The sequence below is a fragment of the Aeromonas sp. Y293-4 genome, from assembly GCF_027705905.1.
GTDB lineage: Bacteria > Pseudomonadota > Gammaproteobacteria > Enterobacterales > Aeromonadaceae > Aeromonas > Aeromonas veronii.
This window is the reverse complement of record NZ_JAPDCI010000018.1, coordinates 72,500-94,520: the sequence shown is the minus strand read 5'-3', so window position 1 is coordinate 94,520 and position 22,021 is coordinate 72,500. Positions and strand designations below refer to the sequence as shown.

Annotated in this window: 21 protein-coding genes and 1 pseudogene; 12 read left to right on the top strand and 10 right to left on the bottom strand. The window is 58.0% G+C overall.

The window, feature by feature from the left end; genetic code table 11:
• Window positions 1-129: 129 nt before the first annotated feature.
• The 3 genes and pseudogenes from istA to OKC31_RS18025 form a co-directional block, all read left to right on the top strand.
• On the top strand, window positions 130-1,671 hold the full coding sequence (istA, locus tag OKC31_RS18035; RefSeq protein WP_270657355.1) for an IS21 family transposase: 1,542 nt from the start codon (window positions 130-132) through the stop codon (window positions 1,669-1,671).
• A gap of 14 nt (window positions 1,672-1,685) precedes the next feature.
• Entirely contained in the window at window positions 1,686-2,441 is a 756-nt protein-coding gene (gene istB / locus OKC31_RS18030) for an IS21-like element ISAs29 family helper ATPase IstB (RefSeq protein ID WP_270657354.1), read from the top strand.
• An 81-nt stretch (window positions 2,442-2,522) separates the two neighbouring features.
• Window positions 2,523-2,717: pseudogene (locus OKC31_RS18025) on the top strand (IS1595 family transposase); the annotation flags it as partial.
• Here the strand turns inward: OKC31_RS18025 and OKC31_RS18020 are convergent.
• Window positions 2,718-2,933 (bottom strand): hypothetical protein, encoded by a 216-nt coding sequence (locus tag OKC31_RS18020; RefSeq protein WP_042649076.1) that lies wholly within the window; start codon window positions 2,931-2,933, stop codon window positions 2,718-2,720.
• 287 nt (window positions 2,934-3,220) lie between these two features.
• Between OKC31_RS18020 and OKC31_RS18015 the strand changes: the two genes are divergently transcribed.
• The 3 genes from OKC31_RS18015 (at window position 3,221) to OKC31_RS18005 (ending at window position 6,541) form a co-directional block, all read left to right on the top strand.
• Window positions 3,221-4,552: an AAA family ATPase gene (locus OKC31_RS18015; protein ID WP_201973401.1), complete on the top strand. Its 1,332-nt coding sequence runs from the start codon at window positions 3,221-3,223 to the stop codon at window positions 4,550-4,552.
• Window positions 4,536-5,186: a hypothetical protein gene (locus tag OKC31_RS18010; protein WP_042649078.1), complete on the top strand. Its 651-nt coding sequence runs from the start codon at window positions 4,536-4,538 to the stop codon at window positions 5,184-5,186. Before OKC31_RS18015 ends, OKC31_RS18010 begins: the two co-directional genes overlap by 17 nt.
• Window positions 5,187-5,344: 158 nt before the next feature.
• A complete protein-coding gene (locus OKC31_RS18005; RefSeq protein ID WP_042649079.1) occupies window positions 5,345-6,541 on the top strand; it encodes a J domain-containing protein in 1,197 nt (398 codons plus the stop codon).
• Window positions 6,542-6,739: 198 nt separating this feature from the next.
• Here OKC31_RS18005 and OKC31_RS18000 read toward each other — a convergent pair whose 3' ends face one another.
• The 3 genes from OKC31_RS18000 to dusB all read right to left on the bottom strand — a co-directional run bounded on the left by OKC31_RS18000 (window position 6,740) and on the right by dusB (window position 10,010).
• A complete protein-coding gene (locus tag OKC31_RS18000; protein ID WP_042649080.1) occupies window positions 6,740-8,164 on the bottom strand; it encodes a hypothetical protein in 1,425 nt (474 codons plus the stop codon).
• 557 nt (window positions 8,165-8,721) lie between these two features.
• Entirely contained in the window at window positions 8,722-9,018 is a 297-nt protein-coding gene (gene fis, locus OKC31_RS17995) for a DNA-binding transcriptional regulator Fis (RefSeq protein WP_005309538.1), read from the bottom strand.
• Window positions 9,019-9,044: 26 nt separating this feature from the next.
• Window positions 9,045-10,010 carry a tRNA dihydrouridine synthase DusB gene (gene dusB, locus OKC31_RS17990; protein WP_019445016.1) on the bottom strand — a complete coding sequence of 322 codons (966 nt, stop codon included), beginning with the start codon at window positions 10,008-10,010 and terminating at the stop codon, window positions 9,045-9,047.
• Window positions 10,011-10,302: 292 nt separating this feature from the next.
• Between dusB and OKC31_RS17985 the strand changes: the two genes are divergently transcribed.
• The 5 genes from OKC31_RS17985 (at window position 10,303) to OKC31_RS17965 (ending at window position 15,250) form a co-directional block, all read left to right on the top strand.
• Window positions 10,303-11,700 (top strand): TolC family protein, encoded by a 1,398-nt coding sequence (locus OKC31_RS17985; protein WP_247823946.1) that lies wholly within the window; start codon window positions 10,303-10,305, stop codon window positions 11,698-11,700.
• Between the two features lie 73 nt (window positions 11,701-11,773).
• The gene (locus tag OKC31_RS17980) at window positions 11,774-12,778 is read left to right on the top strand and encodes an HlyD family secretion protein (protein WP_124241418.1); all 1,005 of its coding nucleotides are present in this window, start codon (window positions 11,774-11,776) and stop codon (window positions 12,776-12,778) included.
• A complete protein-coding gene (locus tag OKC31_RS17975; RefSeq protein WP_270657353.1) occupies window positions 12,778-13,932 on the top strand; it encodes an ABC transporter permease in 1,155 nt (384 codons plus the stop codon). The genes OKC31_RS17980 and OKC31_RS17975 overlap by 1 nt, the downstream gene beginning before the upstream one ends.
• Entirely contained in the window at window positions 13,932-14,054 is a 123-nt protein-coding gene (locus tag OKC31_RS17970; RefSeq protein WP_270657352.1) for a hypothetical protein, read from the top strand. Before OKC31_RS17975 ends, OKC31_RS17970 begins: the two co-directional genes overlap by 1 nt.
• The gene (locus OKC31_RS17965; RefSeq protein WP_103250461.1) at window positions 14,054-15,250 is read left to right on the top strand and encodes an ABC transporter permease; all 1,197 of its coding nucleotides are present in this window, start codon (window positions 14,054-14,056) and stop codon (window positions 15,248-15,250) included. The genes OKC31_RS17970 and OKC31_RS17965 overlap by 1 nt, the downstream gene beginning before the upstream one ends.
• A 111-nt stretch (window positions 15,251-15,361) precedes the next feature.
• Here OKC31_RS17965 and OKC31_RS17960 read toward each other — a convergent pair whose 3' ends face one another.
• The 3 genes from OKC31_RS17960 to OKC31_RS17950 form a co-directional block, all read right to left on the bottom strand.
• A complete protein-coding gene (locus OKC31_RS17960; RefSeq protein ID WP_103250460.1) occupies window positions 15,362-15,997 on the bottom strand; it encodes an NAD(P)-dependent oxidoreductase in 636 nt (211 codons plus the stop codon).
• A gap of 133 nt (window positions 15,998-16,130) precedes the next feature.
• Window positions 16,131-16,985 (bottom strand): DnaA ATPase domain-containing protein, encoded by an 855-nt coding sequence (locus tag OKC31_RS17955; protein ID WP_005349200.1) that lies wholly within the window; start codon window positions 16,983-16,985, stop codon window positions 16,131-16,133.
• A 71-nt stretch (window positions 16,986-17,056) separates the two neighbouring features.
• Window positions 17,057-17,755: a DnaT-like ssDNA-binding domain-containing protein gene (locus OKC31_RS17950; protein WP_103250459.1), complete on the bottom strand. Its 699-nt coding sequence runs from the start codon at window positions 17,753-17,755 to the stop codon at window positions 17,057-17,059.
• 240 nt (window positions 17,756-17,995) lie between these two features.
• Here OKC31_RS17950 and OKC31_RS17945 point away from each other — a divergent pair, with 240 nt between their 5' ends.
• Entirely contained in the window at window positions 17,996-18,967 is a 972-nt protein-coding gene (locus OKC31_RS17945; protein WP_005358239.1) for a response regulator, read from the top strand.
• Between the two features lie 73 nt (window positions 18,968-19,040).
• Here the strand turns inward: OKC31_RS17945 and OKC31_RS17940 are convergent, their stop codons facing one another.
• From OKC31_RS17940 to OKC31_RS17930, 3 genes are all read right to left on the bottom strand, one after another.
• The gene (locus OKC31_RS17940; protein WP_021231963.1) at window positions 19,041-20,438 is read right to left on the bottom strand and encodes a peptide MFS transporter; all 1,398 of its coding nucleotides are present in this window, start codon (window positions 20,436-20,438) and stop codon (window positions 19,041-19,043) included.
• Between the two features lie 213 nt (window positions 20,439-20,651).
• The gene (gene galU / locus OKC31_RS17935) at window positions 20,652-21,563 is read right to left on the bottom strand and encodes a UTP--glucose-1-phosphate uridylyltransferase GalU (RefSeq protein WP_005339121.1); all 912 of its coding nucleotides are present in this window, start codon (window positions 21,561-21,563) and stop codon (window positions 20,652-20,654) included.
• Between the two features lie 96 nt (window positions 21,564-21,659).
• Window positions 21,660-21,980, bottom strand: a complete 321-nt coding sequence (locus tag OKC31_RS17930; RefSeq protein ID WP_107682607.1) for a ComEA family DNA-binding protein — start codon at window positions 21,978-21,980, stop codon at window positions 21,660-21,662.
• Window positions 21,981-22,021: the final 41 nt, after the last annotated feature.

Here is a 22,021-nt window from a genome sequence, read left to right as displayed (position 1 = left end):
CACTTTGCACCTCCTTTCCGGAAACAGTGTTCAACATCCCGGAATCACTGTTCACATTCACCAGAATCATCCTTAACGCATTGATTTAACAACCTTTGATACGCTCTCCCTTTTGCCAGGGAAGAGCCTATGTCTGCCAAGAGGATTGCAATGCGTAAAATTCGTGAAGTGCTGCGACTGCGGCTGGAAGCTGACCTCTCTGTTCGCCAGATAAGTTGCTGCACCAAGGTCAGCGTTGGCTCCATCCAGAAACTCCTCAAAAGTGCCCAGACGCTCGGCCTGACCTGGCCTTTACCTATCGAGCTTGATGATGGCCAACTGGCGGCCCTGTTCTATCCGCAGGCCGATACCACCATCTCGGCCCGCCATGTTGTACCGGATTGGCCCTCTGTCCATCAGGTGGTCAAGCGCAAGGGGGTCTCCAAACAGCTGCTCTGGGAGGAGTACACCCAGCGCTATCCCAATAGCTGTTACAGCTACTCCCAGTTCTGTGACCGTTACAAGTCCTGGTGTCAGTTGCAAAAGCGCTCCATGCGCCAGATCCATAAGGCGGGGGAAAAGCTCTTTATCGACTACTGCGGGCCCACGGTGCCCATCGTCTCGCCGACTACGGGTGAGGTCCGTCAGGCCCAGATCTTTGTCGCCGTGCTCGGTGCGTCCAACTACACCTTTGCCGAGGCCACCTGGTCCCAGTCACTGCCGGACTGGCTGCAAAGCCATGTCCGTGCCTTTGAGTTTTTCGGTGGTACACCGGCACTACTGATCCCCGACAACCTCAAGAGCGGTGTCAGCAAGGCTTGCCGATACGATCCCGAGCTCAACCCCAGCTACCAGCAGTTGGCCGAGCATTATCAGGTGGCGGTGATGCCAGCTCGTCCTTACAAGCCCAAGGACAAAGCCAAGGCCGAGGTGGGTGTGCAGATCGTCGAGCGCTGGATCCTGGCCCGTCTACGCCATCAGACCTTCTTCTCGCTTGCCGAGCTCAACCAGTGCATCCGGGCTTTGTTAAATGAGCTCAACGAGCGCCCGTTCAAGCAACTGCCCGGTAACCGACGCGAGGCGTTTGAGCAGTTGGACCGCCCGGCACTGGGGTCACTACCGGTGCATCCCTATCGCTATGTCGCCATCAAAACGGTCAAGGTCAACATCGACTATCACGTCAGCTATGAGCAGCACCATTACTCGGTGCCGCACCAGTATGTGGGTCAGCAACTGGAGCTCCATGCGGGCGATACCCTGCTTCAGGTTTATCACCAGCAACAGCTGGTCGCGAGCCATCCGCGTAAAACCATCCCGGGAATGAGCACACTCCCTGAGCACATGCCGGAACGTCACAGCAAGCAGCAACGCTGGACGCCAGGGCGTCTTAAGCAGTGGGCTGCCGACATCGGACCGGGCACCTTGTGCTGGGTTAGCGAACGGCTGGCAGAGAAAGCCCATGCCGAGCAGGCATACCGACTCTGCCTGGGACTGCTGAGTCTTAGCCGGGAGTATCCGCCATCACGAGTCGAAGCCTGTTGCCAGCTGGCCAACCGGGAAGGACTGGTGCGGCTCAAGCTGCTCAAGCCGGTGCTGACCAGTGGCCGCGACCAACTGCCCGCAAGTCCGCTCAGTTATCCAGAACTGCCGCAAGAGCACGAGAACATCCGCGGCCCCCAGAGCTTCCACTAGAGAGGATACGTCCCATGACCCAACAAACGCTGACCCGCTTGAGACACCTGAAACTGACTGGCATGGCGGATGCCGTGCAACAACAACTGGAACAGGCAAGTACCTACGAAGGGCTGCCCTTCATCGAGCGGCTAAGCCTGCTGGTCGAACACGAACAACTGAGCCGGGAGCAGCGTAAACAAGCTCGGCTGGTCAAGCAGGCGAGGCTCAAACTCCAGGCCACGGTGCAAGAGGTGGACTACCAGTCTGCACGCAACCTGGAGCGGTCACAGGTGGCAAACCTGGCCCAAGGAGAGTGGCTGCGCCGGGGCCAGAACCTGCTCATTACCGGCCCCTGTGGCTGCGGAAAAACCTACCTAGCCTGTGCGCTGGGCTACCAAGCCTGTCAGCAGGGGCACAGCACTCGTTACTACCGGCTGCCGCGTCTGCTACTTGAGCTGAGCCAGGCCAAGGTAGATGGCAGTTACGCCAGACTGCTGGGTCAACTGGCAAGGATAGAGCTGCTGATCCTGGATGACTGTGGACTGGAAGCGGTGAATGCCGAGCAGCGCAACGCCCTGCTGGAGATCATGGATGATCGGTACGGGAAATACTCGACGGTCGTGGTCAGTCAGCTGCCAACGGAAGAGTGGTACGCGAGCTTGGGGGACAACACTCTGGCAGATGCGATCCTGGACCGGCTGATGCACAACGCTCACCGGCTGTCACTGAAGGGAGAATCGATGAGAAAGAGGAGAAGTGAGTTGACCCAATCTGAACACTCGAGTTAGAAACGGGGTGACGTGAGCGCGTTAAGGATCAGGGTGTTCACGTTGGCCGGAATGGCTGTTCAACTTCGCCGGAATACGCAGAATGTGAAGAACTCGCTGCGGGGCAGTTGTCATAAGCTCGGAGCGAAGCATTTACCAAGGCATCTTGCGGAATACTGCTTCCGGTTTAATCATCGTTTTGACCTCAAGAGCATGTTGGTTGAATTGGGGCATGCAGTCATGGCAAGCCCTCCGATGCCATATCGGCTCTTGAAGCTGGCTGAGGGTCATGGGTAATCAGGAACCGAAATTGTCCGTCGCGTAGAACAACTCTTTGCCTATGCCGATACCATCGAGCAGCAGGCCAAGACGGCCAAAGCGCGGGTCGATAACCTGACCCAGGCCATTCTGGCCAAGGCATTTCGTGGCGAGCTGACCGCCGACTGGCGCGCAGCCAACCCGGACCTGATCAGTGGCGACAATAGCGCCGCCGCCCTGTTGGCTCGCATTCAAGCCGAGCGGGCCACTGCCAAGCCGCGCAAACGGGCAACCAAAACATCCGCGACGTAGGTTCGATTAGCGAAGCGTAATCGGACGCACGAGAAACCGCCGCCCTGCTGGCCCGCATTCAGACCGAGCGGGCCACCGCCAGCGGCAAAAAAGGTAAGTGTGGGCCCCGCAAGCCTCGCGCAACGGCCTGACCCGCTCGTATGATGTGCAGTCAGCGGCAACATTCGACGGGTTGTAAGCCAAGTGCAGGCGAGATAAGGTCGTGTTGGCAGCAAAATTAGGAATAGAGCATGGAAATCAAACAACTCACCCTCGAAAATCTGGGGCGTTTTGAGCGTCTTGCCATCGAGTTTGCCCCCACGGAGCGGGCAAACTCGAATGTGACCGTGCTGATTGGCAACAATGGTGCAGGCAAAACCTCGGTACTCAAATCGTTGGCGACCTCACTCAGCTGGTTTGTTGCCCGTTTGCGCAGCGACAAAGGCAGCGGCAGCCCCATCCCGGAAGAGGTCATCCTCAATGGCGCCAATACCGCGGTGGTCTCTCTTCAACTACACGATCAGCTGAAGGAATACATCTGGTCTCTCACCAAAACTCGCGCCGGTCGCAAGAGCAACGAGCAATCCATATTGACCGACGCTAGCAAACTAGCCGATGAGTATCGAGCACGATTGACAGAGCAGGAAAATGTCAGCTTACCCCTGATCGCCTTCTACCCAGTCGAGCGGGTGGTGCTGGATATTCCGCTAAAGATCAAAGAGAAACATTCATTTCGCCAACTCGATGGTTATGACAATTCGCTGAGTCAAGGAGTCGATTTTCGTCGTTTCTTTGAGTGGTTTCGCGAGCGGGAAGATAGCGAAAACGAGTCGGTAATCCCTACTGAAGTTCTTAATGAACTTCAAGATTTACTCGGTCCTGATCTTTGGCAAAAGTTGCAACAGACACAGGCATCAGCCAGAGATCGTCAGTTGACGGCGGTGCGCACAGCTATTGCCAACTTTATGCCCGGATTTAAAAATCTGAAGGTCCGCCGTAAGCCGCGTCTGCATATGTCCATCGACAAGGAGGGTCAGACCCTCAATGTGTTGCAACTGTCGCAAGGGGAGAAATCCCTGATGGCACTGGTGGGCGATATTGCCCGCCGCCTCGCAATGATGAATCCGGAGCTGGAAAATCCGCTGCACGGCGATGGGGTGGTGCTGATCGACGAGGTGGACATGCACCTGCATCCCCAGTGGGCACGTACTATCATCCAGCGGCTCACTGATACCTTCCCCAACTGTCAGTTTGTGCTGACCACCCACTCCCCCCTGGTGATCAGCGATTGCAAGGATGTACTGGTCTATTCGCTCGATAATGGCGAGTTGACTGAAGTGCCATCCCAATATGGTCAGGATGCCAACTCGGTGCTGCTGGAGGTGATGGATACCGCTATTCGCAATGAGCGGGTGGCGAGCCGACTGAATGACTTACTCGATTTAATTCAAGATCGGCAATTTGATAAGGCCAATGCCCTGCTGGCCGCGCTAAGAGCCGAGCTGCCAGCCAACAACCTGGAGCTGACCAAGGCTAGCCTGCTGCTGCGCAAAGAGGAGCTGCGCCGTGCGCAAGATTTATAAGGGACAAGAACCTGCAAGTCTGGCGGCATTCAAACGTCAAAATCCTCATGCTCGATATCACGACCTACCCAACGATGAAGAGGGTCAGGCAATTCGCCAGCAGATCCGGGAGGCTTGCACTACTGAGCAATTCCATCTCTGCGCCTACTGTTGCCAAGCCATCAGCGGCACCAGTGAAGACACCATGAACGAGCATGTTGAGGCTAGGGATCTCGCCCCTAAGCGCACCATGGATTTCAGCAATCTGGTAGCCAGTTGCAAAACACCGAAACAGTGCGATGCCGCCCATGGCTCGCAGCCTCTGCCGTTGACCCCGCTGATGCCTGAGTGCGAAACCGAGTTGCGCTTTAAATGGAGTGGTCGGGTTGAGGGGTTGACGGAAAGAGCCAAAGAGGCGATCCGGGTACTCAATCTGGGTGATACGGAGCAAAGCAACAAGGTGCTGGTTGCCAAGCGCAAACAGCTGGTGGATAGCCTGATTTGGACCCACTATGGCGATGATCAGCAGGCACTGGCGCTGGAAGATGATGCACAATTGCTGACAATGCTGATCGAAGATCTGAGCCAGCCCAAACAAGGCAAGCTGGAGCCCTTCGCACCTGTACTGGTGAACATACTGCGCAGTCAGCTCTAGCGATTGCGTGCCTGCCCGGGTGACTCGGGAGCCACAACCTCGGTACACCTCGTGCGCTTTTCTCCGGCAGCAGACCGCGAGGATAGGCGCATCTCCTCCCCTCTGATAATCTGCCGTGGCCACGGTAGCCAACTATCCCGTTTTCATTTGGAGTTTTCATGTCACTGACCAAGAGTAAAACCTCGGCCAAGCGAAAAAAAGCCGAGCCGCGCCACGAGAGTCCGGCCCTTGCCTATTTTCATCGCCAGTGGCAGGCCATCGAAAAGCTGCAGGCCAAGCTGGCCAAACAGGAGCAAGAGGGGGCGGATATCTATCAGCGCTTTGTCAGCGACATTGAGCCTCTGGAGCGTGAGCAGTGTGGGCTGATTTTTCAGCTTTGCCAGCGGCTGGCCGGTTTCACCGCCCGCAAAAGTTTTACCCAGTGGCAGCGCGAGATGCTCCATGGCTGGATTGATGAATTGATGGGGTATCTTGAATCCAACCCGTTTCGGGGGGAGCTGGATCTGGAGTCACTCTATATGGCGGTGCAAGCGGGCAGCGTCAGCCAGCTCGATGATGATCAGCTCGAGGCGAGCTGCGATTTTATCACTGACATGCTGCAAGAGGCGTTTGGCGAGAGCCCCGATGATATCGAGCTGCTGCGCGAGATGGTCAGAAATCCCGAGAAGCTGCGCGACTATATGCAAGCCCAGGCCCAAAAACAGGGCGGTGATGAGCATGAGTGGGACGACGACGCGCCGGACTGTGGCGATGACCCCTTTGCCAATGACGAGGCTTTCGCACGTTGGCAGGATCATCATGACATGGCCGATCCGGATGAGGTTGCCAGGGTTGAGCAACTGCTCGATAACTCAAGCCTTAAGCAGCTCTATCGCAAGCTGGCTATGACGCTGCACCCGGATCGGGAGCAAGACCCGGTCAAGCGTGAAGAGAAGAGCCGCCTGATGGGCGAGCTCAGCCATGCGTGGGAAACGCGGGATATGTTTACTCTGTTGCACCTGGCTCACACCCATCTGCCCGAGGCAGACAAGCTGCTGAGTGAAGAGAATCTGGTGGCCATCAATCCGGCGCTCTGGCAGAAAAAACGTGAGCTCGAGATCTGCTTTTATAGTGGCCCGGAGGGAGTGCAAGGGGTTATCTTGCACAAGTTTAAACAGCGCTCGAAGAAGAAGACCGATCTCGCGTTCGAGGAGCATCAGCACTATCTACAGCGGGATATCAAGCAGTTGCATGGACAACTGGCGACCATCACCACCCTTGCAACCCTCAAACCCTATCTGGCCGAGCGCTGGGACGCACGTCAGCACGCCATCTGGGATGAAGAGCCGGACTTTGATGAGATCTTCTTTCGATAACACTTTTTTCGAAAACACATTTTTTGAAAACACCTATTTCGAAAACAAGAGAGAGCCAATGGCTCTCTCTTGTTTTGGGTAGCTTGAAGGATGTCGTTGCAATGAGACATCCAGATGAGTGCTATCGAGGCGCTGGACAGCCAAGGGCGCATGGAACACCAGCACAAGCTGACTGACCGAGTGAAAGGTGTTAGCGCCTTATTTATTCTCGGCCTGATACTGCACACCGCTCGCCGACATGGTAATGGCCGGTAGCTTTTGACGAACCGCCTCCCAAAAGCTGCTCTTGCGTTTGTGCTGCTGATAAAGCTGATTCAGATACTCCTGTGGCGAACAGAGAGGTCTCTCTCCATCCTCTTGTTCTACCTTTAAGGCCGCCTGATAATCCAGGCTCTTTTTCAGATCCGAGGCTGCCCCCGTGTAGTAGGTGCTCTTGCCCTGATTAACGACATTGGCCACCAATTGACGACGTAGCCGCACTGCCACCACGATAAATCCCTGCTGATAGAGGCGGCTCGACCAGGTTCGTACGGTTGAACCAGCAAGGAGTGAGAGATCCTCCTGCAAGTCTGCATCTGTACATTGCTCAAGCCGTTGTGCCAGTTGTGGCCATGCATCAACCTCCTCCAACAGCAACAAGACCTCGCGTAGCCCCCATGATTCGGCAATGGCAACAAACTGGCCTAATGCTACTTCTCTAGGCTCATCTCCACTTTGGCAATAACTCGCAAAAAACGAGTTTGCCCGTGTGCTAGCAAACGCGCGTAATGCCTGAGCATGAGCGTCAGCTCGGCGTCCCTCTTCCAGATAGGCCCGGATCAACACTTGATGCCACAGGTTCAATTGGCGGTGGCGCTGCAACAGAGCCGAGTCCATTGCCTCTAATACCGCGATGGCTTGATCGGCGCGTAATTCGTCGGTCAGCAGTCTGGCATAGTCAATCTGCTGACGGGGGTGGCTAAAGAGACCAGCCTGTTGCACCGAGTCAAAGAATGCAATATCACGCAACTCAAAGCTCAACCCCAACGCCTCTGGCAATAGACCTGCCGCCGCATAGTTATCGCGCAAGGCTCGCATCACTGGGGAGCCGAGCACATCACGGTAATCAAACAGGCAAGTAATGCTGATCGATGGATCAATGTCTGACAATCCGTCACGTAATCGACGAGCCAGCACCTCTGGGGGGACAGACTCTCGTTGAGCAGCGATCGCCATCAACCACTGTTCGACCAGCGCAAGATGGTAGTCCTCCCAGCTGCCACTGGATGTATCCATCTTTTCATACAAGGCTCTGGCATTCGCCAGCAACTCGAGGGCGAAGAGTTCTCCCTCCCTTGGAGAGGCGACGATCCCCTTGGCCAGCAACGGAATAAACTGATTTTGCAAGGTATCGAAGAAGGCATCCACCTCCTTATAATCCCAGGAAGGGGGGCGACGAGTGAGCTTGCTATACTCTTTTTTTGCCAATGCCAATAAGGCATCCTCAGCAGTAAGGTACTGGTTAATCAGGTGCTTTTTTGCGAGGGGAAGATGCGTTGCCAGGTCAAGCACGATAGCCAACAGCTCGGCTTGGCTTTTGCTTTCCAGTTTACTCAATTGCGCTTTGGTTAATATTCGTGCCATCAGCTGAACTACCCATTATCAGGTCTATCTAATCGAACATTGTGCCTGAGACCGATATAGATGCCTATCCATTGGAGCGACATCCCCCGGATGACAGAGACCATAAAGAACACATGGTTAAGAAACCATGTCTACGTCGCTGGAGGCGCTCAGCAATGAACACCTGCAAGAGCAAGCCACCAAGGCCCGATTTGCTGCTCGTATCCTTCATGCCCACTTTCTGGCACAACGTAGCGAACACCAGTGGTGGTACCCATCAAGATTGGCCGCAACGAGCCGTGTCCCTTTGGCTGCGGCTAGAAGTACAAGCAGTGCTGTTTGCACTGACCAACAACATAGATAGCAAGAGAGGGCCATTGGCCCTCTCTTGCATTAGGCAACATGGGGAGGATAGGTACAGTTATGTGGTCAACGCTGTTCATCAGGCTAGTCCGAGTTGAGTCGTCGACAATGATAACTAGTCTTGTAGGTGTGGGTTCAAATGTGGGTTCAAAACGAAAAAGGCACTATCAATAAAATGATGGTGCCTTTATTTTCAATAGCTTAGCTGTTATGGCTTAGTTCATGCCGTAACGCTTGAGCTTCTTGCGCAGGGTGCCACGGTTGATACCCATCATCACGGCAGCGCGAGTCTGGTTACCACGGGTGTACTGCATGATCACGTCCAGCATCGGCGCTTCGACTTCGGAGAGAACCATATCGTACAGATCAATCACTTCCTGACCGTTCAACTGGGCCAGGTAGTTACGCAGGGCCTGTTGCACAGAGTCACGCAGGGGGCGCTGGGTCGGCTCGGCAGCGTGATTGTGAGTAGTTGTTACCAATGCATCAGAAGTCAGGGTTTGTTCGAACATATTCGGTCGGCTCTTTAGTTATCTTGTTAACCTAATCCATCGAAATACGCTTCGAGTGCCTCAAGTTGCGCGTCTGCGCAATCCAGGGCATTGAAGTGCTTACGGAATTCTCGGCCCGTCTCTTCTTCATCCAGATACCAGCCCACGTGTTTACGGGCTATGCGCGCTCCCAGATATGCACCATAAAACCGGTGCAGGTTGGTTACATGCTCGTTCATCAGGGTGCGAACCTCTTCCCTCTCGGGAGGCGGCAGCTTGGTGCCCGTCTCAAGAAAATGACGGATTTCCCGGAAAATCCAGGGTCGTCCTTGCGCAGCTCGGCCGATCATCACGGCGTCAACGCCGGTATAGTCGAGGACATACCGGGCTTTCTCCGGGCTGTTGATGTCACCATTGGCGACAACAGGAATCGATACGGCCTGCTTAATCGCCCTGATCGTGTCGTACTCCGCTTCGCCCTTGTAGAGGCAGGCACGGGTACGACCATGCACGGCAAGGGCCGCGATACCGCAATCTTCGGCGATTCGGGCGATCTCCACGCCATTGCGGTTATCCGGATCCCATCCTGTGCGGATCTTCAAGGTGACAGGCACCTCCACTGCATCCACCACGGCCCGGCAAATTGCTTTGACCTGATCGGGGGCACGCAGCAGGGCAGAACCTGCCAACTTCTTATTCACTTTTTTTGCCGGACATCCCATGTTGATGTCGACGATCTGTGCGCCCTGCTCCACGTTGTAGCGGGCAGCAAACGCCATCATCTCGGGGTCGGCTCCGGCAATCTGGACCGATCGCAATCCGCCTTCTGCAGAGTGATCCATCCTCATCCGGGTTTTCTGGGTATCCCAGACATCCGGGTTGGCCAGCAGCATCTCGGAAACGGCCATGCCGGCCCCCAATCGCAAACAAAGTTCACGGAATGGTCGGTCAGTTACACCGGCCATGGGAGCCACAATCAAGGGAGTTTCAAGCGTGTGGGGACCTATCTGCATTCCACGGTTACCATCGGCTTAGGGCGGCGTATATTACGCATTTTTTAGGCAGGAGAAAAGGTTAGTATTTGAGCGTCAGCCATTTTTTTCTGAAAAAAACGTCGCGCCAAGGCTTGCAAATTCTGGAGTTATTGAAAAACGGCCAGATTGACGGAGAGTGAGCACTGTACCATTCGGGTCGGACGCCTGCATAATTGTCAGTCCACTTGCAGGCCCGCTTTGCGTTATGATAGCGGGCTTAAGTCGAGCAAATGCTCCAAACATTTATGCAACAAAAGCGGATTGGGGATCTATGACGTCAAGGTTCATTAAATCACTCTGGCCGTGTCTGATGGGGGCCGTGCTGGGGTCGGCGCAGGCGCAAACCATCAGTTTTGGCGAAGCCTGGACCCGGGTCATCCAGCAGGATGAAGGGCTGGCTGCCGAGCAGGCCGGGGTCGATCGGGCCAAGCAGCTGCGCGAGGCGGCCAAGGACATGTATCTGCCCAAGGTGGATCTGGGGGCCAGCTATACCCATCTTGATCAGCCGATTGAACTTGATGCCCTCGATCTCAATCCGCTGGCCAAGCAGAAAGATCTGATCCTGGCGCTCGGCAGCCTGTTCGGGGTCGGGGCCAACGCATTTGTCACCCCCCTGACCAAACAGAATGTGGTGACCAGCTCGGTCAAGATGCTCTGGCCGCTGTTTGCCGGTGGTCGCATCGATGCGGCGCAGGATATCCGCCAGGCGCAGGTGAGCGAGGCGCAACAGCTGCTGGTGCTCAAGGAGCAGTCCACTTTCGAGAGCCTCTCCCAGGCCTATTTCGGTGTGGTGCTGGCAGGTCAGGTAGTGCAGACCAAGCAGGATATTGAGGACGGGCTGGCCCGTCATCTGGATCACGCCAGGAAGCTCGAAGCGCAGGGGCAGATTGCCAAGGTGGAGCGCCTCTCCGCCCAGTCGGCCTATGACCGCGCCCGTATCGATACCCAGAAGGCGCGCCGCAGTCTCGAGATCGCCGAACTGGCCCTTGGCCGCATGCTGAAGTTGCCAGATGCCCAGCCGGGCAGCGGCCTGTTCGTCAACAGTGAGCTGCCGCGTCTCGATGGGCTGGTGCAACAGACCCTGGAAGTTCACCCCGGCCTCAAATTGCTCAGTGCCAAGAAAGAGCAGGCCAAGGGGATGATCCGGGTCGAGCAGGGCAAATATGCCCCCGAGGTGTTCCTGTTCGGTAACTACAACCTCTATGAAGATGATTCGATAGCTTCCAAGACCGCGCCGGACTGGCTGGTGGGGGTGGGCGTCAGCATGCCGCTGGTGAGCCGCGATGGCCGCTCCGAGACGGTGCAGGCCGCCAAGAGCGCCGAACTTCAGGTTAATCTGCTGCAGGCCAAGACCCGCGAGGATCTGAAACTGTTGGTCGAGAAGACCTGGCGCGAAGCAGCACAGGGGCTGGAGGAGTATCAATCCCTCTCTTCCACCCAAGCGCTGGCCGAGGAGAACGTGCTGCTGCGGGACAAGGCCTTCGGGCAGGGGCTCTCCACGTCACTCGATGTGGTGGATGCCCAGAACCAGCTGGCAGGGGTCAAGACCCAGCGCGCGGCGGCGGCTTATCAATATGTGGTGTCGCTGGCCCGTCTGCTGGCACTCTCCGGCCAGATGAACAGTTTCAATCAATATCAGCACGGTCAGGTGATCGAGGTGAACTCATGATCGCACTTCAGTCCGTGCCTTTTTCTATCTCTGTTTCGACCGCCAAGGGTCGCCCGTTTGTCGAGGTGAAGTGATGAGCCATCCCCCCATCAAAAAGAAGATGAGCCAGGGTAAACCGCTGTTGTTGCCGCTGGTGCTGGTGATCCTGGTGGTCTGGCTGGGCTGGCGCTTCTGGCTCGCCTATCAGCCGGAGCCGGTGCATCTGCAAGGGCAAATTGAGGCGCAGCAGTATTCGGTCTCCTCCAAGGTGCCGGGCCGTATCGACGAAGTGCTGGTGAAAAAGGGTGATCAGCTGACCAAAGACCAGCTGGTCTTTACTCTGGCGAGCCCCGAGATTGAAGCCAAGCTGAGCCAGGCCAAGGCCGGTGAAGCAGCTGCGGGCGCGCTGGCGCAAGAGGCTGAGAAAGGAGCAAGAGCCCAGCAGATCGCCGCTGCCAAGGATCAGTGGCAAAAAGCCAAGGCCGCCGCAGCCCTGCGCGGCAAGACCTATGAGCGGGTTGCCAGCCTGCACCGCGATGGCGTGATGCCGCTGCAAAAGCGCGACGAGGCCTGGACTGCCTGGCAAGCCGCTCGCTACAGCGAAGGGATGGCGTGGCAGCAGTACCAGATGGCGCTGGAAGGGGCGCGGGAAGAGACCAAGATCGCTGCCCGCGAGAAGGCCAAGATGGCGGCCGGTTCGGTGGCCGAGGTTGAGGCCTATCTGGCCGATACACGTATCGTCAGCCCCCACTCCGGCGAGGTAAGCCAGGTGCTGCTGCGCAGCGGCGAGCTGGCGCCACAAGGCTTCCCGGTGGTGACCCTGCTCGACATGAGCGATGCCTGGGCCCAGTTCCACGTGCGCGAAGATCTGCTGCCCCGCTTCCCGGTCGGTACCGAGTTCGATGCCCGCATCCCCGGCCTTGGCGATCAGATGGTGCGCTTCAAGGTGACCCATGTGGCCGTGATGGGGGATTTCGCCACCTGGCGTGCCACCGATACCCGTCAGGGCTTCGACATGAAGAGCTTCCAGGTGGAGGCTCGCCCGCTGCAACCGGTTGAGGGGCTGCGGGTTGGCATGAGTGTGCTGGTTGAACTCTGATGGGACGTGAATTTCGGCTGCTGTGGCAGGATCCATTCAGTCGTGCCCTGATGAGCTGGGTGCCGCTGCTGCTGATGGGGATCCTCTGCTGGATCTTCTCGGCAGGGCTGGCCCGCGATCTTAAGGTGGGGCTGGTGGATCTCGACCACAGCGTGCTCTCGCGCCAGCTCGCCTTCTCGCTGGATGGCTCGGCCGGGCTCAAGGTCGCGCAACAGTTTGACTCCATCGATGCCGGGGCGCACGCCCTGCGCGGTGGCGACATCTATGCGCTGGTGGTGATCCCCAACCATCTGGAGCGGGATGCCCGTCAGGGTACCCAGCCGCAGGTGACGGTGTTCAACAACGGCCAGTTCATCCTGATCGCCAAGCTGGTCAACTCGGCGCTGGCGCAGGTGGTAGGCACCCTCAACGGTCAGGTGGGCGTGCTGGAGGCGATGGCTGGCGGCAAGGCACTGCCCGGCGCACTCGGGCAGTCGGTACCCATCAGCAGCCAGGTGACTGCGCTCTATAACCTCAACTCCAGCTACGCCCAATTTCTGCTGAGCGCTATTCTGCCCGCGGTGTGGCAGATCCTGGTGGTGCTGTTTGGCCTCAATGCGCTGGCCCGTACCGATCGGCTGGGGCTGGACTGGACCACTCGCGGGGTCTGGTTTGGCCTCTGGCGCACCCTGCTGCCCCACGTACTGATTGGCTGGGGCTGGGGGATTGTCTGGACACTGCTGCTGTTCAAGGGGTTCTCCTACCCCATGCACGGCAGCTGGCTGGTGCTGGTGGTGGGTCTGGGGCTGGCCTCGGCTGCCTGCGTCACCATGGGGGCCTTCTTTTACGGCATTATCCGGGATCCGGCGCGCGCCCTGTCGTTGGCAGGGGCTTACACTGCGCCCGGTTTTGCCTTTATGGGAGTCACCTTTCCGGTGAGTGCCATGGGGGATTTCGCCCGCTTCTGGCGCAGCCTGTTGCCGGTCTCTCACTATGTGGAGCTACAGATTGGTCAGAGCAACTACGGTCTGCCCCTCGCATCGGCGCTGCCGCAACTGGGGGCGCTGCTGCTGTTCCTGCTCCCCCTGCTGCTGGTGGTACGTCGTTACAAGCAGCAGGCCGAGCTGGCCCGTCAATCAGCCGCAGTGGCAGTCGCCGAAAAGGAGCCTGAGTGATGCTGGAATGTGCCGAGCTGTTGCCCCCCCTGCTGGCGGTGCGCCGTTACAAGCCACAGGCTGAGCTTGCCCGTCAATCAGCTTCTGCCGTAGTGGCCGTCGCCGAGAAGGAGCCCGAGTGATGCTGGGATTTGTCGATCTGTTGCGCCTCGAGCTGCGCACCCTGCTGGCGGATCGCGCCATCATGCTCACCCTGTTTGGCGGGGTGTTCTTCTACTCCTTCCTCTACCCCCAACCCTATCTGCATCAACTACCGCGGGAAGAGGCGGTGGTGGTGGTCAATGAAGATGGCAGTCAGCTATCGCGCCAGCTGGAATTTATGGCCGATGCCACGCCGCAGGTGAAGCTGGTAGCGCGGGCCAATTCGCTGGCCGAGGCGCGCCAGCTGATGATGGCCGGGAAGGCGAGTGGGATCCTGCATATCCCCAACCACTTCTATCGGGATCTGATGCTGGGCAAGAGCGTCACCCTGAGCTATGCCGGCGATGCCTCCTACTTCCTAGTCTACGGCACCATTGCCGAAGGGCTGGCGCAGGCCGGTGGTACCCTCGCTGCGCAGGTGAAGGTGGCGCGGCTGCTGAGCCATGGCGAGGCACTGCCGCAAGCAGCCATGGGCTGGAACGCGGTGGCCCTCAACGTGGTACCGGTGTTCAACCCCACCATGGGCTATGTGAATTACGTGGTGCCGGCGGTGTTCGTGCTGATCCTCCATCAGGTGTTGCTGATGGGGGCGGGGATCCTGGGGGCGACCCAGAACCAGCGCAGTTGCCGCGGCGAGCATGGTTACTGGCAAAGCGCGCCGGTGTTGCCGCTGCTGCTGGCCAGAACCCTGGTGCTGGCGGGGTTGTTCCTGTTACCGGTGAGCTACTTCCTCGGCTTCTGCTTCGATCACTACAACATCGCCCGTCATGCCGATCCGCTGGAGCTATGGCTGTTCGCCCTGCCGTTCCTGCTGGCGACCTGCTGGTTCGGGATTGTGCTGGGGGCGATCTTTACCCGGCGGGATCTGCCGACTCAGGTGGTGTTGATCTCCTCCCTGCCGCTGGTCTTTCTGGCGGGCTTTATCTGGCCGCTCGAGCTGATCCCGGCGCCCCTCAACTGGCTGGCTCAGTGGGTGCCCACTATCCCGGCCATCGAGGGTTTTCTGCGCCTCAACCAGATGGGGGCCGACTTTTCGCAGGTTTCCCGTTACTGGTGGCAGTTATGGGGACTGGCGCTGCTCTACGGCGCGCTGGCCTGCCTGCTGCTGCGTTGGCGGCAGCAGTCACTGCCGGTGGCCAGTCAGTCGGTCGTACAGAGTGAGACGACCGCCGGTTAAGCGGGATAGGGCAAGCGCCCGTGAGATGGCGTGTGCGGTAAAGCGAAAACGGTCAGCCCTTGGGCTGACCGTTTTGTTATGTGGTGGGGTTAAGCGGTTTTACTGCTGTTTTTAGCCGCGCTGGAGCGTGGGATCCCCGATGGCGTAGATCTGCCCCACCGCAGTCTCATCCGCCAGCAAACGCAGCCCTTGGGTGGCCACATCGGCGCGGCGTACCAGTCCGTGTACCTCCTTGCCCTGACTCAGCTCGGCGCGGCCGGTGGCGTCGCCATCCTGCAGGCCCGCCGGGCGAAGAATGGTCCATGCGAGGGCGCTGGTCTGCAGCCAGCTCTCCGCCAGACTCTTGAGACGCACCTCGTGACCGAAGGCGGCGCGGGCCCGCTGCGGCAAATATTGCCAGCTGTCGCCACAGCCGAGAGAGGTGACCAGCAGCAGCCGTTTCAGGCCTACCTGCTCCATGGCATCGATTACATGGCGGTTGCCCTGATAGTCCACCGGCGCGGCTTGACGGAAGCTGCCGAGGGTAGAGACGACTTGTGCATCTTGCCCCGCCAGAACACATGCCTGCTGCACCGCAGCCAGATCCAGCGCATCCCCTTCGATCACCTCGACTCCCAGCTCCCCCAGTTCCGTGGCCATCTCGGGGTTGCGTACCAGCGCAACGACCCGGTGACCCTGGCTCAGGGCATGATGAGTAAAGGCGCGGCCCAGCCCGCGGCTGGCTCCGAAAATCAGTGTGGTTGGCATAGCTGAGTTCCCTTGGCAAAAGGGGCTAGCCTAGTGGCTTGTTCGCCTGCTGTAAATGAGAGTTGTTTCTATTTGTGAGTCAGCAAGGAGGAGAAGGTGCGAGTCGTCAGCGACTCGCACTCTTTGAGAGGGATCAGCCGTTGTAGTTGCCGATGCTGGGGCGACGGCTGGGGCCGCTCAGGTGGATATCCACCGGATTGAACGCCTTGATCGCCTCATAGCTGAAATCACCGATTGCCTGATGCAGGCTCTGGGGCGTGTGGTTGGTGATGATGATGACGCTCTTTGACAGGTTGCGACGGCGGCGCAGCAGGTGGCCGAGGAAGCTTGACTGACTCTCCGCCATCTTGGCGCGGTTGGCCGATACCTCGTCGATGATCAGCAGATCCACCTCTTCCAGCGCGCGGCGGTACTGGTTGCGCTCGTCCTGATCGGGGATCACGTTGAAGAAGAGGCGATCGACGATGGAGGCCCACTGCTGGAAGATCACCGATTTCTGGTGACGGGCGATCAGCTCATGCGCTACCGCTCCCGCCAGGGTCGACTTGCCGGTGCCGTAGTCGCCGTAGATCAGCATGCAACCGCCACCGCTCTTCTCCCAGTGCTCGAAGCCGCTGATAAAGTAACGGGCTGTTTCAATGGGGTATTGCAGCGCCGGGTCACCGGCATCCATCTTGTCAAATACCCAGTCAGGGTTGAGGTCGGCCTGGGCGATCAGCTTCTGGATACGCTCCTGACGGGCCGCCTTCTGCAGCTCGCGCACCTCGGCGTTGGCCTTGGCGTCATATTCCTTGCGCAGGGTCTCGTAGTCATACTGGCCGCCACCGGTCTCTTGTTGCAGGCGACGAATGCGCTCCAGCAGGCCACCTACATGACGGCTCAATTCCGGGTCGTGAATACGGTGATCCTGCTTGGCCTTGGCGATCTTCTGGCGCTTGGCTTCGATCTCTTCCAGCTCCTGGCGCAGGGGATCTTGCGGGTCAGTCATGGAATGCTCCTTCTGCTCGATCAGGGATGGGTAGACAAGGGGTTGATTCTGCCTGCAGGCGGGGGCCGCTATCAATCATTATCCGGCTCCTGCTGCGCTGCGGGTTCTTGCGCCTGCTGTTGGGCCAGTCGCTTGGCCTCTTCAATCATCTGTTGGGCCCGTTTGCTGGGGCCCGACTCTGCCGGGGCCGGCGTCACCTGCTGGTAGCCCTGAACCTCCATCGGTTTGCGACGGGTATAGCGGCGGGTCTTGAGGGCGCGAATGAACTTGAGCATCCATTGATGTTGGGAGTCGAACACCTCGGGGCGCCCCAGCCAGTAGGCGATAAACTCCCCCAGATCCTCTTCGCTGTAGCTGGCATCGATCACTCCGCACAGACGGGCGAGAGCGGGCAGCTCTTCGTCAGGTCGCCATTGCAGATGCATCTGGAAGGGGCGTTCCGGCAGCGGGCTGCGCAATTTCTGGGTCAGCAGCGGCAACTGGAACGGGCACTGATGGTAGTGCTCACTCTCGGGCTGAGCCTCGACTTGCAGCAGGCCCGCCTCCATCAATTCATCGAACAGCTCGGTGAGCTGGCGGGCATTGACCTGAAACGAGAAGCCGCAGGGATCTCCCGGATCGACCACTGCCAGCGCCCGACCCAGCTCGGGATAGTTGAGCCGGGCCGCCTGATTTTCCAGCACCAGTCGGCGCAGCTGCAGGGTATAGAGACTGCGAGCCGGATGGGACAATCTGGGGTGGGCAAGGGCGCTGTATTCGGCTGGGGTCATGGTCTTCTTCACGAGCTGGAGTGGGGGGCATTATCCCTTATGGCGCCCACTTGCACAATTCGGATGGCGGTCGTAGTCGTGGGGCCACCCGAGTGAATAGAGCTGCGCGGGCGGATAGGGTTCTCTTGATGCCATCGTATGATCGAGGTCTACTTTTGACGCAGGGTTTCCGCGCTGACCGCACTTTTGAGCTAGTCTTAATACCTAAATAACCAATTGACTAATAAGAGCTTTATCAAGATGTCAAAAGCCGGGCTACGGATCCTGGTGGTGGAGGACGAGGCCGTTTTTCGCCACTCGTTAGTAAGTTACCTCGCACGGGACGGGGCAACGGTGTTTCAGGCCGAAGACGGGATCGAGGGGCTGTCGGCCGCTGCTCTCTACCATCCCGATGTGGTGCTCTGTGATCTCAATATGCCCAATATGGATGGCCACGAGGTGATCGCCTGCCTCTCTGCGCGCTATCCCCATATTCCGGTTATCGTCATTTCGGCCCAGAGCACCATGGAGGCGGTCGCCAGCGCCTTGCGTGCCGGTGCGCGGGATTATCTGCTCAAACCCCTCGAGGATTATGCGCTGGTCGAGCGCAGTATCGAACAGTGTCTCAACGGCAGCGCCAATCGGGCGCAGCAGCTTGAGCTGATGGATCACATCGACTATTTCAGTGCCCACGACAAGGCGGCCAGTCGCCTGCTGGCGGGGCTCAAGCCGCCGGGCTTGCAGGAGTGGGGCCCCTGGCAGGTCACGTTCAAGGGGCTGGGGCAGCTGTTTATTCCAGATACCTTCAAGGTGGAAGACAAGCTGCTGGTGCTGGTGATGGAGCTGCCGATCATGGGGACGGATGCGGCATTTTGTGGTGCGCTGGTGCGATCCTTGATGAACGTCCCCTACCGCCAGTTTCAGCAGAACGAGAGCCGGTTGCTGAGCCAGCCGCACCGGTTGCTCGACTACCTCAACCATCAGTTGATGGCATCCGGGCTTCGCCACTCTTTTGCCATGGCGGCGCTGCTGTTTGATCAGCATGATGGGCTGGTGTTTGCCAACGCCGGGCTCACCTCTCCCCACTGGCTGATGCGCTCCGGCGGCCTGCCCCTTGGCCTGATGCGCAGTAGCCACTACGCCCTGCACAAACGCAGCTGGCATGAACCGTTTGCCCTGCAGTTTCGCAGCGACAGCGGCGGCTCGCTGGATGTGCAGGTTCGTCATCACTGATGCCGCCTGATAAACAGGCTAAAACAAACAGGGCGCCGATGGCGCCCTGTTTGTTGTTTACAATCCTGACCGTTTAGACGGTGGCGGATTGCAGTTTCTTCTCTTGAGCTTGCGGCTCTTTGGCCGGGCCTTCGGCACCGTGCATCCAGTAAACCAGGCGGTTGGCCATGGTCAGCAGGATTAGGGCGCTCAGTACCGCCGCCAGGGCGATGCCACCGAAGATGGCGATCGGACCGGCTTCACCCACGAAGGAGCCGATAAAGCCCGCAGCGTAGTTGGCCAGGGCAACGAAGCCAAACCAGGCACCCATCATCAGGGAAGCCAGACGCAGCGGAGCCAGCTTGGTCACCATGGAGAGGCCAATCGGGGAGAGGCAGAGCTCGCCCAGGGTGTGGAACAGGTAAGCACCTACCAGCCAGAACATGGAGGTCTTGACGGTGTTGTCACCACCCTGCTGCAGCACGGCACCCACCATGAACAGGAAGCCGATAGCCAGGAACAGCAGCCCCATGGCGAATTTCACCGGAGAGTTCGGCTCTTTCTTGCCGAGCTTGATCCAGATGGCCGCAACGACCGGTGCCAGGGTGATAATGAAGAAGGGGTTCAGGGACTGGAACCAGGCGGTCGGCACTTCGAAGCTGCCGATCATGCGGTCGGTATACTCCTGGGTGTAGAGGTTCATCAGACCACCGGCCTGCTCGAAACCGGCCCAGAAGATGATAGTGAACAGACCCAGTACCAGGATAACCTTGATGCGATCCACTTCCTGCTTGGTCAGCGGTGCTTTCTGTTCGGTAGTACGCAGGGCGGCTGCGCGCTGGGCGGCAGTGACGCGACCGATGTCACCCAGGAAACGTTGGGCCATGGTGGCCTGGATCACCAGAGAGAGCAGCATACCGATACCGGCGCCGACGAAGGCTGCTTGCCAGCCGTAGGCAGTCGCGGCAGCACCACAGATCACACCTGCCAGCAGGGAACCCAGGTTGATACCCATGTAGAAGATGGTGAAAGCACCATCACGGCGGTGATCGCCCTCTTCATAGAGGTCACCCACCATGGTGGAGATGTTCGGTTTGAACAGGCCGTTACCCACGATCAGCAGCGCGAGGCCCGCGTAGAACATGGTGTTGACCATATCCGGGAACATGGCGTGGGGCAGTGCCAGAGTGAACTGACCTGCGGCCATCAGCACGGCACCGATCAGGATGGCGCGACGTTGACCCAGGAAGGTGTCAGCCAGCCAGCCGCCGATCAGCGGAGTGATATAAACCAGACCGGTATAGATACCGTAGAGTTTGAGGGCATCTGCCTGACTCCAGCCCAGACCGCCGTTGGCAGTCAGGTCGGTCAAATAGAGCACCAGCACGGCACGCATGCCGTAATAGGAGAATCTCTCCCACAGTTCGGTACTAAAGAGCAAAAAAAGCCCTTTAGGGTGACCTAAAAAGGTCCCTTTTGACGGGTTATTCATTGGAACTTCCACCTGTGTCTTATATTTTTTTGAGTTTTTTATGCAAGGGCGAGAAACACGCCTCAATCCTTATAGAGCATGTGTGAATAAATTACAACATTATGATTTGCTGAGAGTTTATTTACTCTTGATTGATTTTTTGTTGCAAAAATGAAAAAGGAGCATCATTTGATGCCCCTTAAATACGTCTATAAAAAACAGATTTATCAGCGATTACAACTGCTTGACGAACTGCTTCAGCCAGCCGATGAATTCACCATTTAGCTCGTGATGGCGCACACCATATTCCACATTGGCTTTCATGTAACCGAGCTTGCTGCCGCAATCGTGGCTCTTGCCCTTCATGAAGTAGGCGTTGACTTGCTCCTGCTCCATCAGCATGGCGATGGCGTCAGTCAGCTGGATCTCGTCACCGGCACCGGCCGGGGTTTTCTCCAGCAGCGGCCAGATATTGGAGGAGAGGACGTAACGACCCACCACCGCCAGATTGGAGGGGGCTTCGTCACGGGGTGGCTTCTCGACAATGGCCTGCATCGGCAGGGACATCCCCTCGCTCAGGGCCTCGCCCTTGATGTCGGCGATGCCGTACTTGTCCACTTCGCTCTCCGGAACCGCTTCCACCATGATCTGGCTGATCTGGTTCTCTTCGAACATGTGCACCATCTCGGCCAGGTTGTCTTTTTTCGGGTCGCTGGCTACTTCATCAATCAGTACATCCGGCAGCAGCACGGCAAACGGGTTGTCACCGATCAGCGGGCGTGCGCAGAGCACCGCGTGGCCCAGACCTTTGGCCTCGCCCTGGCGGACGTGCATGATGGTGACGTCTTTCGGGCAGATCTGTTGCACCTCTTCCAGCAGCTGACGCTTGACTCGCTTCTCGAGGGTCGCTTCCAGTTCGAAACTCTTGTCGAAGTGGTTTTCGATGGAGTTCTTGCTCGAGTGGGTGACCAGCACGATCTCTTTGATACCGGCGGCGATGGCTTCGCGCACTACGTACTGGATCAGCGGTTTGTCGACCACCGGCAGCATCTCTTTCGGGATGGCCTTGGTGGCTGGCAGCATACGGGTACCCAGACCGGCTACCGGTAGCACGGCCTTGCGAACTGTCAGAGGAGTCTTTTTCATGGAAAACTATCCAGCGGGATTAAAGTGCGGCCATGATACTCCAAGAAAAATGGGGCAGCCACAGGCTACCCCATTCGTATATGCAGAGCTCGGACGTTATTTGACGATGATCATGTCACGGTTGGCTTCCAGCGTGGCCGGACCAATGCCATTGACATCCGCCAGCTGATCGACCGAGGTGAACTTTCCCTGTTTTTCCCGATAGTCGACGATGGCTTGTGCCTTCTTGTCGCCAATCCCTTTCAGGCTGGTGAGTTCGGCAAGGGTGGCGGTATTAATATTCAGCTTGCCGGTCTCCTTGGCGACCTCGGCTGTGGTTGTTTGCTTGGGTGCTGCCTTATCTGCGGCCAGCACAGGTTGGCTGAACAGTGGCAAGCAGGCCAGCAACATGATTGCAGAGAGCTTCTTCATCAGCATTTCCATTCCTCCATGATGTGGATATTGCCGAGCGGCACATT

What these genes read in the sequence shown, in the direction of transcription:
- istA (WP_270657355.1), top strand. Translation starts at nt 130, where the DNA reads ATGTCTGCCAAGAGGATTGCAATGCGTAAAATTCGTGAAGTGCTGCGA.
- dusB (WP_019445016.1), bottom strand. Translation starts at nt 10,010, where the DNA reads ATGCAGATAGGTCCCCACACGCTTGAAACTCCCTTGATTGTGGCTCCC.
- OKC31_RS17980 (WP_124241418.1), top strand. Translation starts at nt 11,774, where the DNA reads ATGAGCCATCCCCCCATCAAAAAGAAGATGAGCCAGGGTAAACCGCTG.
- OKC31_RS17955 (WP_005349200.1), bottom strand. Translation starts at nt 16,985, where the DNA reads ATGACTGACCCGCAAGATCCCCTGCGCCAGGAGCTGGAAGAGATCGAA.
- OKC31_RS17975 (WP_270657353.1), top strand. Translation starts at nt 12,778, where the DNA reads ATGGGACGTGAATTTCGGCTGCTGTGGCAGGATCCATTCAGTCGTGCC.
- fis (WP_005309538.1), bottom strand. Translation starts at nt 9,018, where the DNA reads ATGTTCGAACAAACCCTGACTTCTGATGCATTGGTAACAACTACTCAC.
- OKC31_RS18005 (WP_042649079.1), top strand. Translation starts at nt 5,345, where the DNA reads ATGTCACTGACCAAGAGTAAAACCTCGGCCAAGCGAAAAAAAGCCGAG.
- OKC31_RS17945 (WP_005358239.1), top strand. Translation starts at nt 17,996, where the DNA reads ATGTCAAAAGCCGGGCTACGGATCCTGGTGGTGGAGGACGAGGCCGTT.
- OKC31_RS17960 (WP_103250460.1), bottom strand. Translation starts at nt 15,997, where the DNA reads ATGCCAACCACACTGATTTTCGGAGCCAGCCGCGGGCTGGGCCGCGCC.
- OKC31_RS17950 (WP_103250459.1), bottom strand. Translation starts at nt 17,755, where the DNA reads ATGACCCCAGCCGAATACAGCGCCCTTGCCCACCCCAGATTGTCCCAT.
- OKC31_RS17970 (WP_270657352.1), top strand. Translation starts at nt 13,932, where the DNA reads ATGCTGGAATGTGCCGAGCTGTTGCCCCCCCTGCTGGCGGTGCGCCGT.
- OKC31_RS18000 (WP_042649080.1), bottom strand. Translation starts at nt 8,164, where the DNA reads ATGGCACGAATATTAACCAAAGCGCAATTGAGTAAACTGGAAAGCAAA.
- OKC31_RS17965 (WP_103250461.1), top strand. Translation starts at nt 14,054, where the DNA reads ATGCTGGGATTTGTCGATCTGTTGCGCCTCGAGCTGCGCACCCTGCTG.
- OKC31_RS17940 (WP_021231963.1), bottom strand. Translation starts at nt 20,438, where the DNA reads ATGAATAACCCGTCAAAAGGGACCTTTTTAGGTCACCCTAAAGGGCTT.
- galU (WP_005339121.1), bottom strand. Translation starts at nt 21,563, where the DNA reads ATGAAAAAGACTCCTCTGACAGTTCGCAAGGCCGTGCTACCGGTAGCC.
- istB (WP_270657354.1), top strand. Translation starts at nt 1,686, where the DNA reads ATGACCCAACAAACGCTGACCCGCTTGAGACACCTGAAACTGACTGGC.
- OKC31_RS17985 (WP_247823946.1), top strand. Translation starts at nt 10,303, where the DNA reads ATGACGTCAAGGTTCATTAAATCACTCTGGCCGTGTCTGATGGGGGCC.
- OKC31_RS17930 (WP_107682607.1), bottom strand. Translation starts at nt 21,980, where the DNA reads ATGCTGATGAAGAAGCTCTCTGCAATCATGTTGCTGGCCTGCTTGCCA.
- OKC31_RS18015 (WP_201973401.1), top strand. Translation starts at nt 3,221, where the DNA reads ATGGAAATCAAACAACTCACCCTCGAAAATCTGGGGCGTTTTGAGCGT.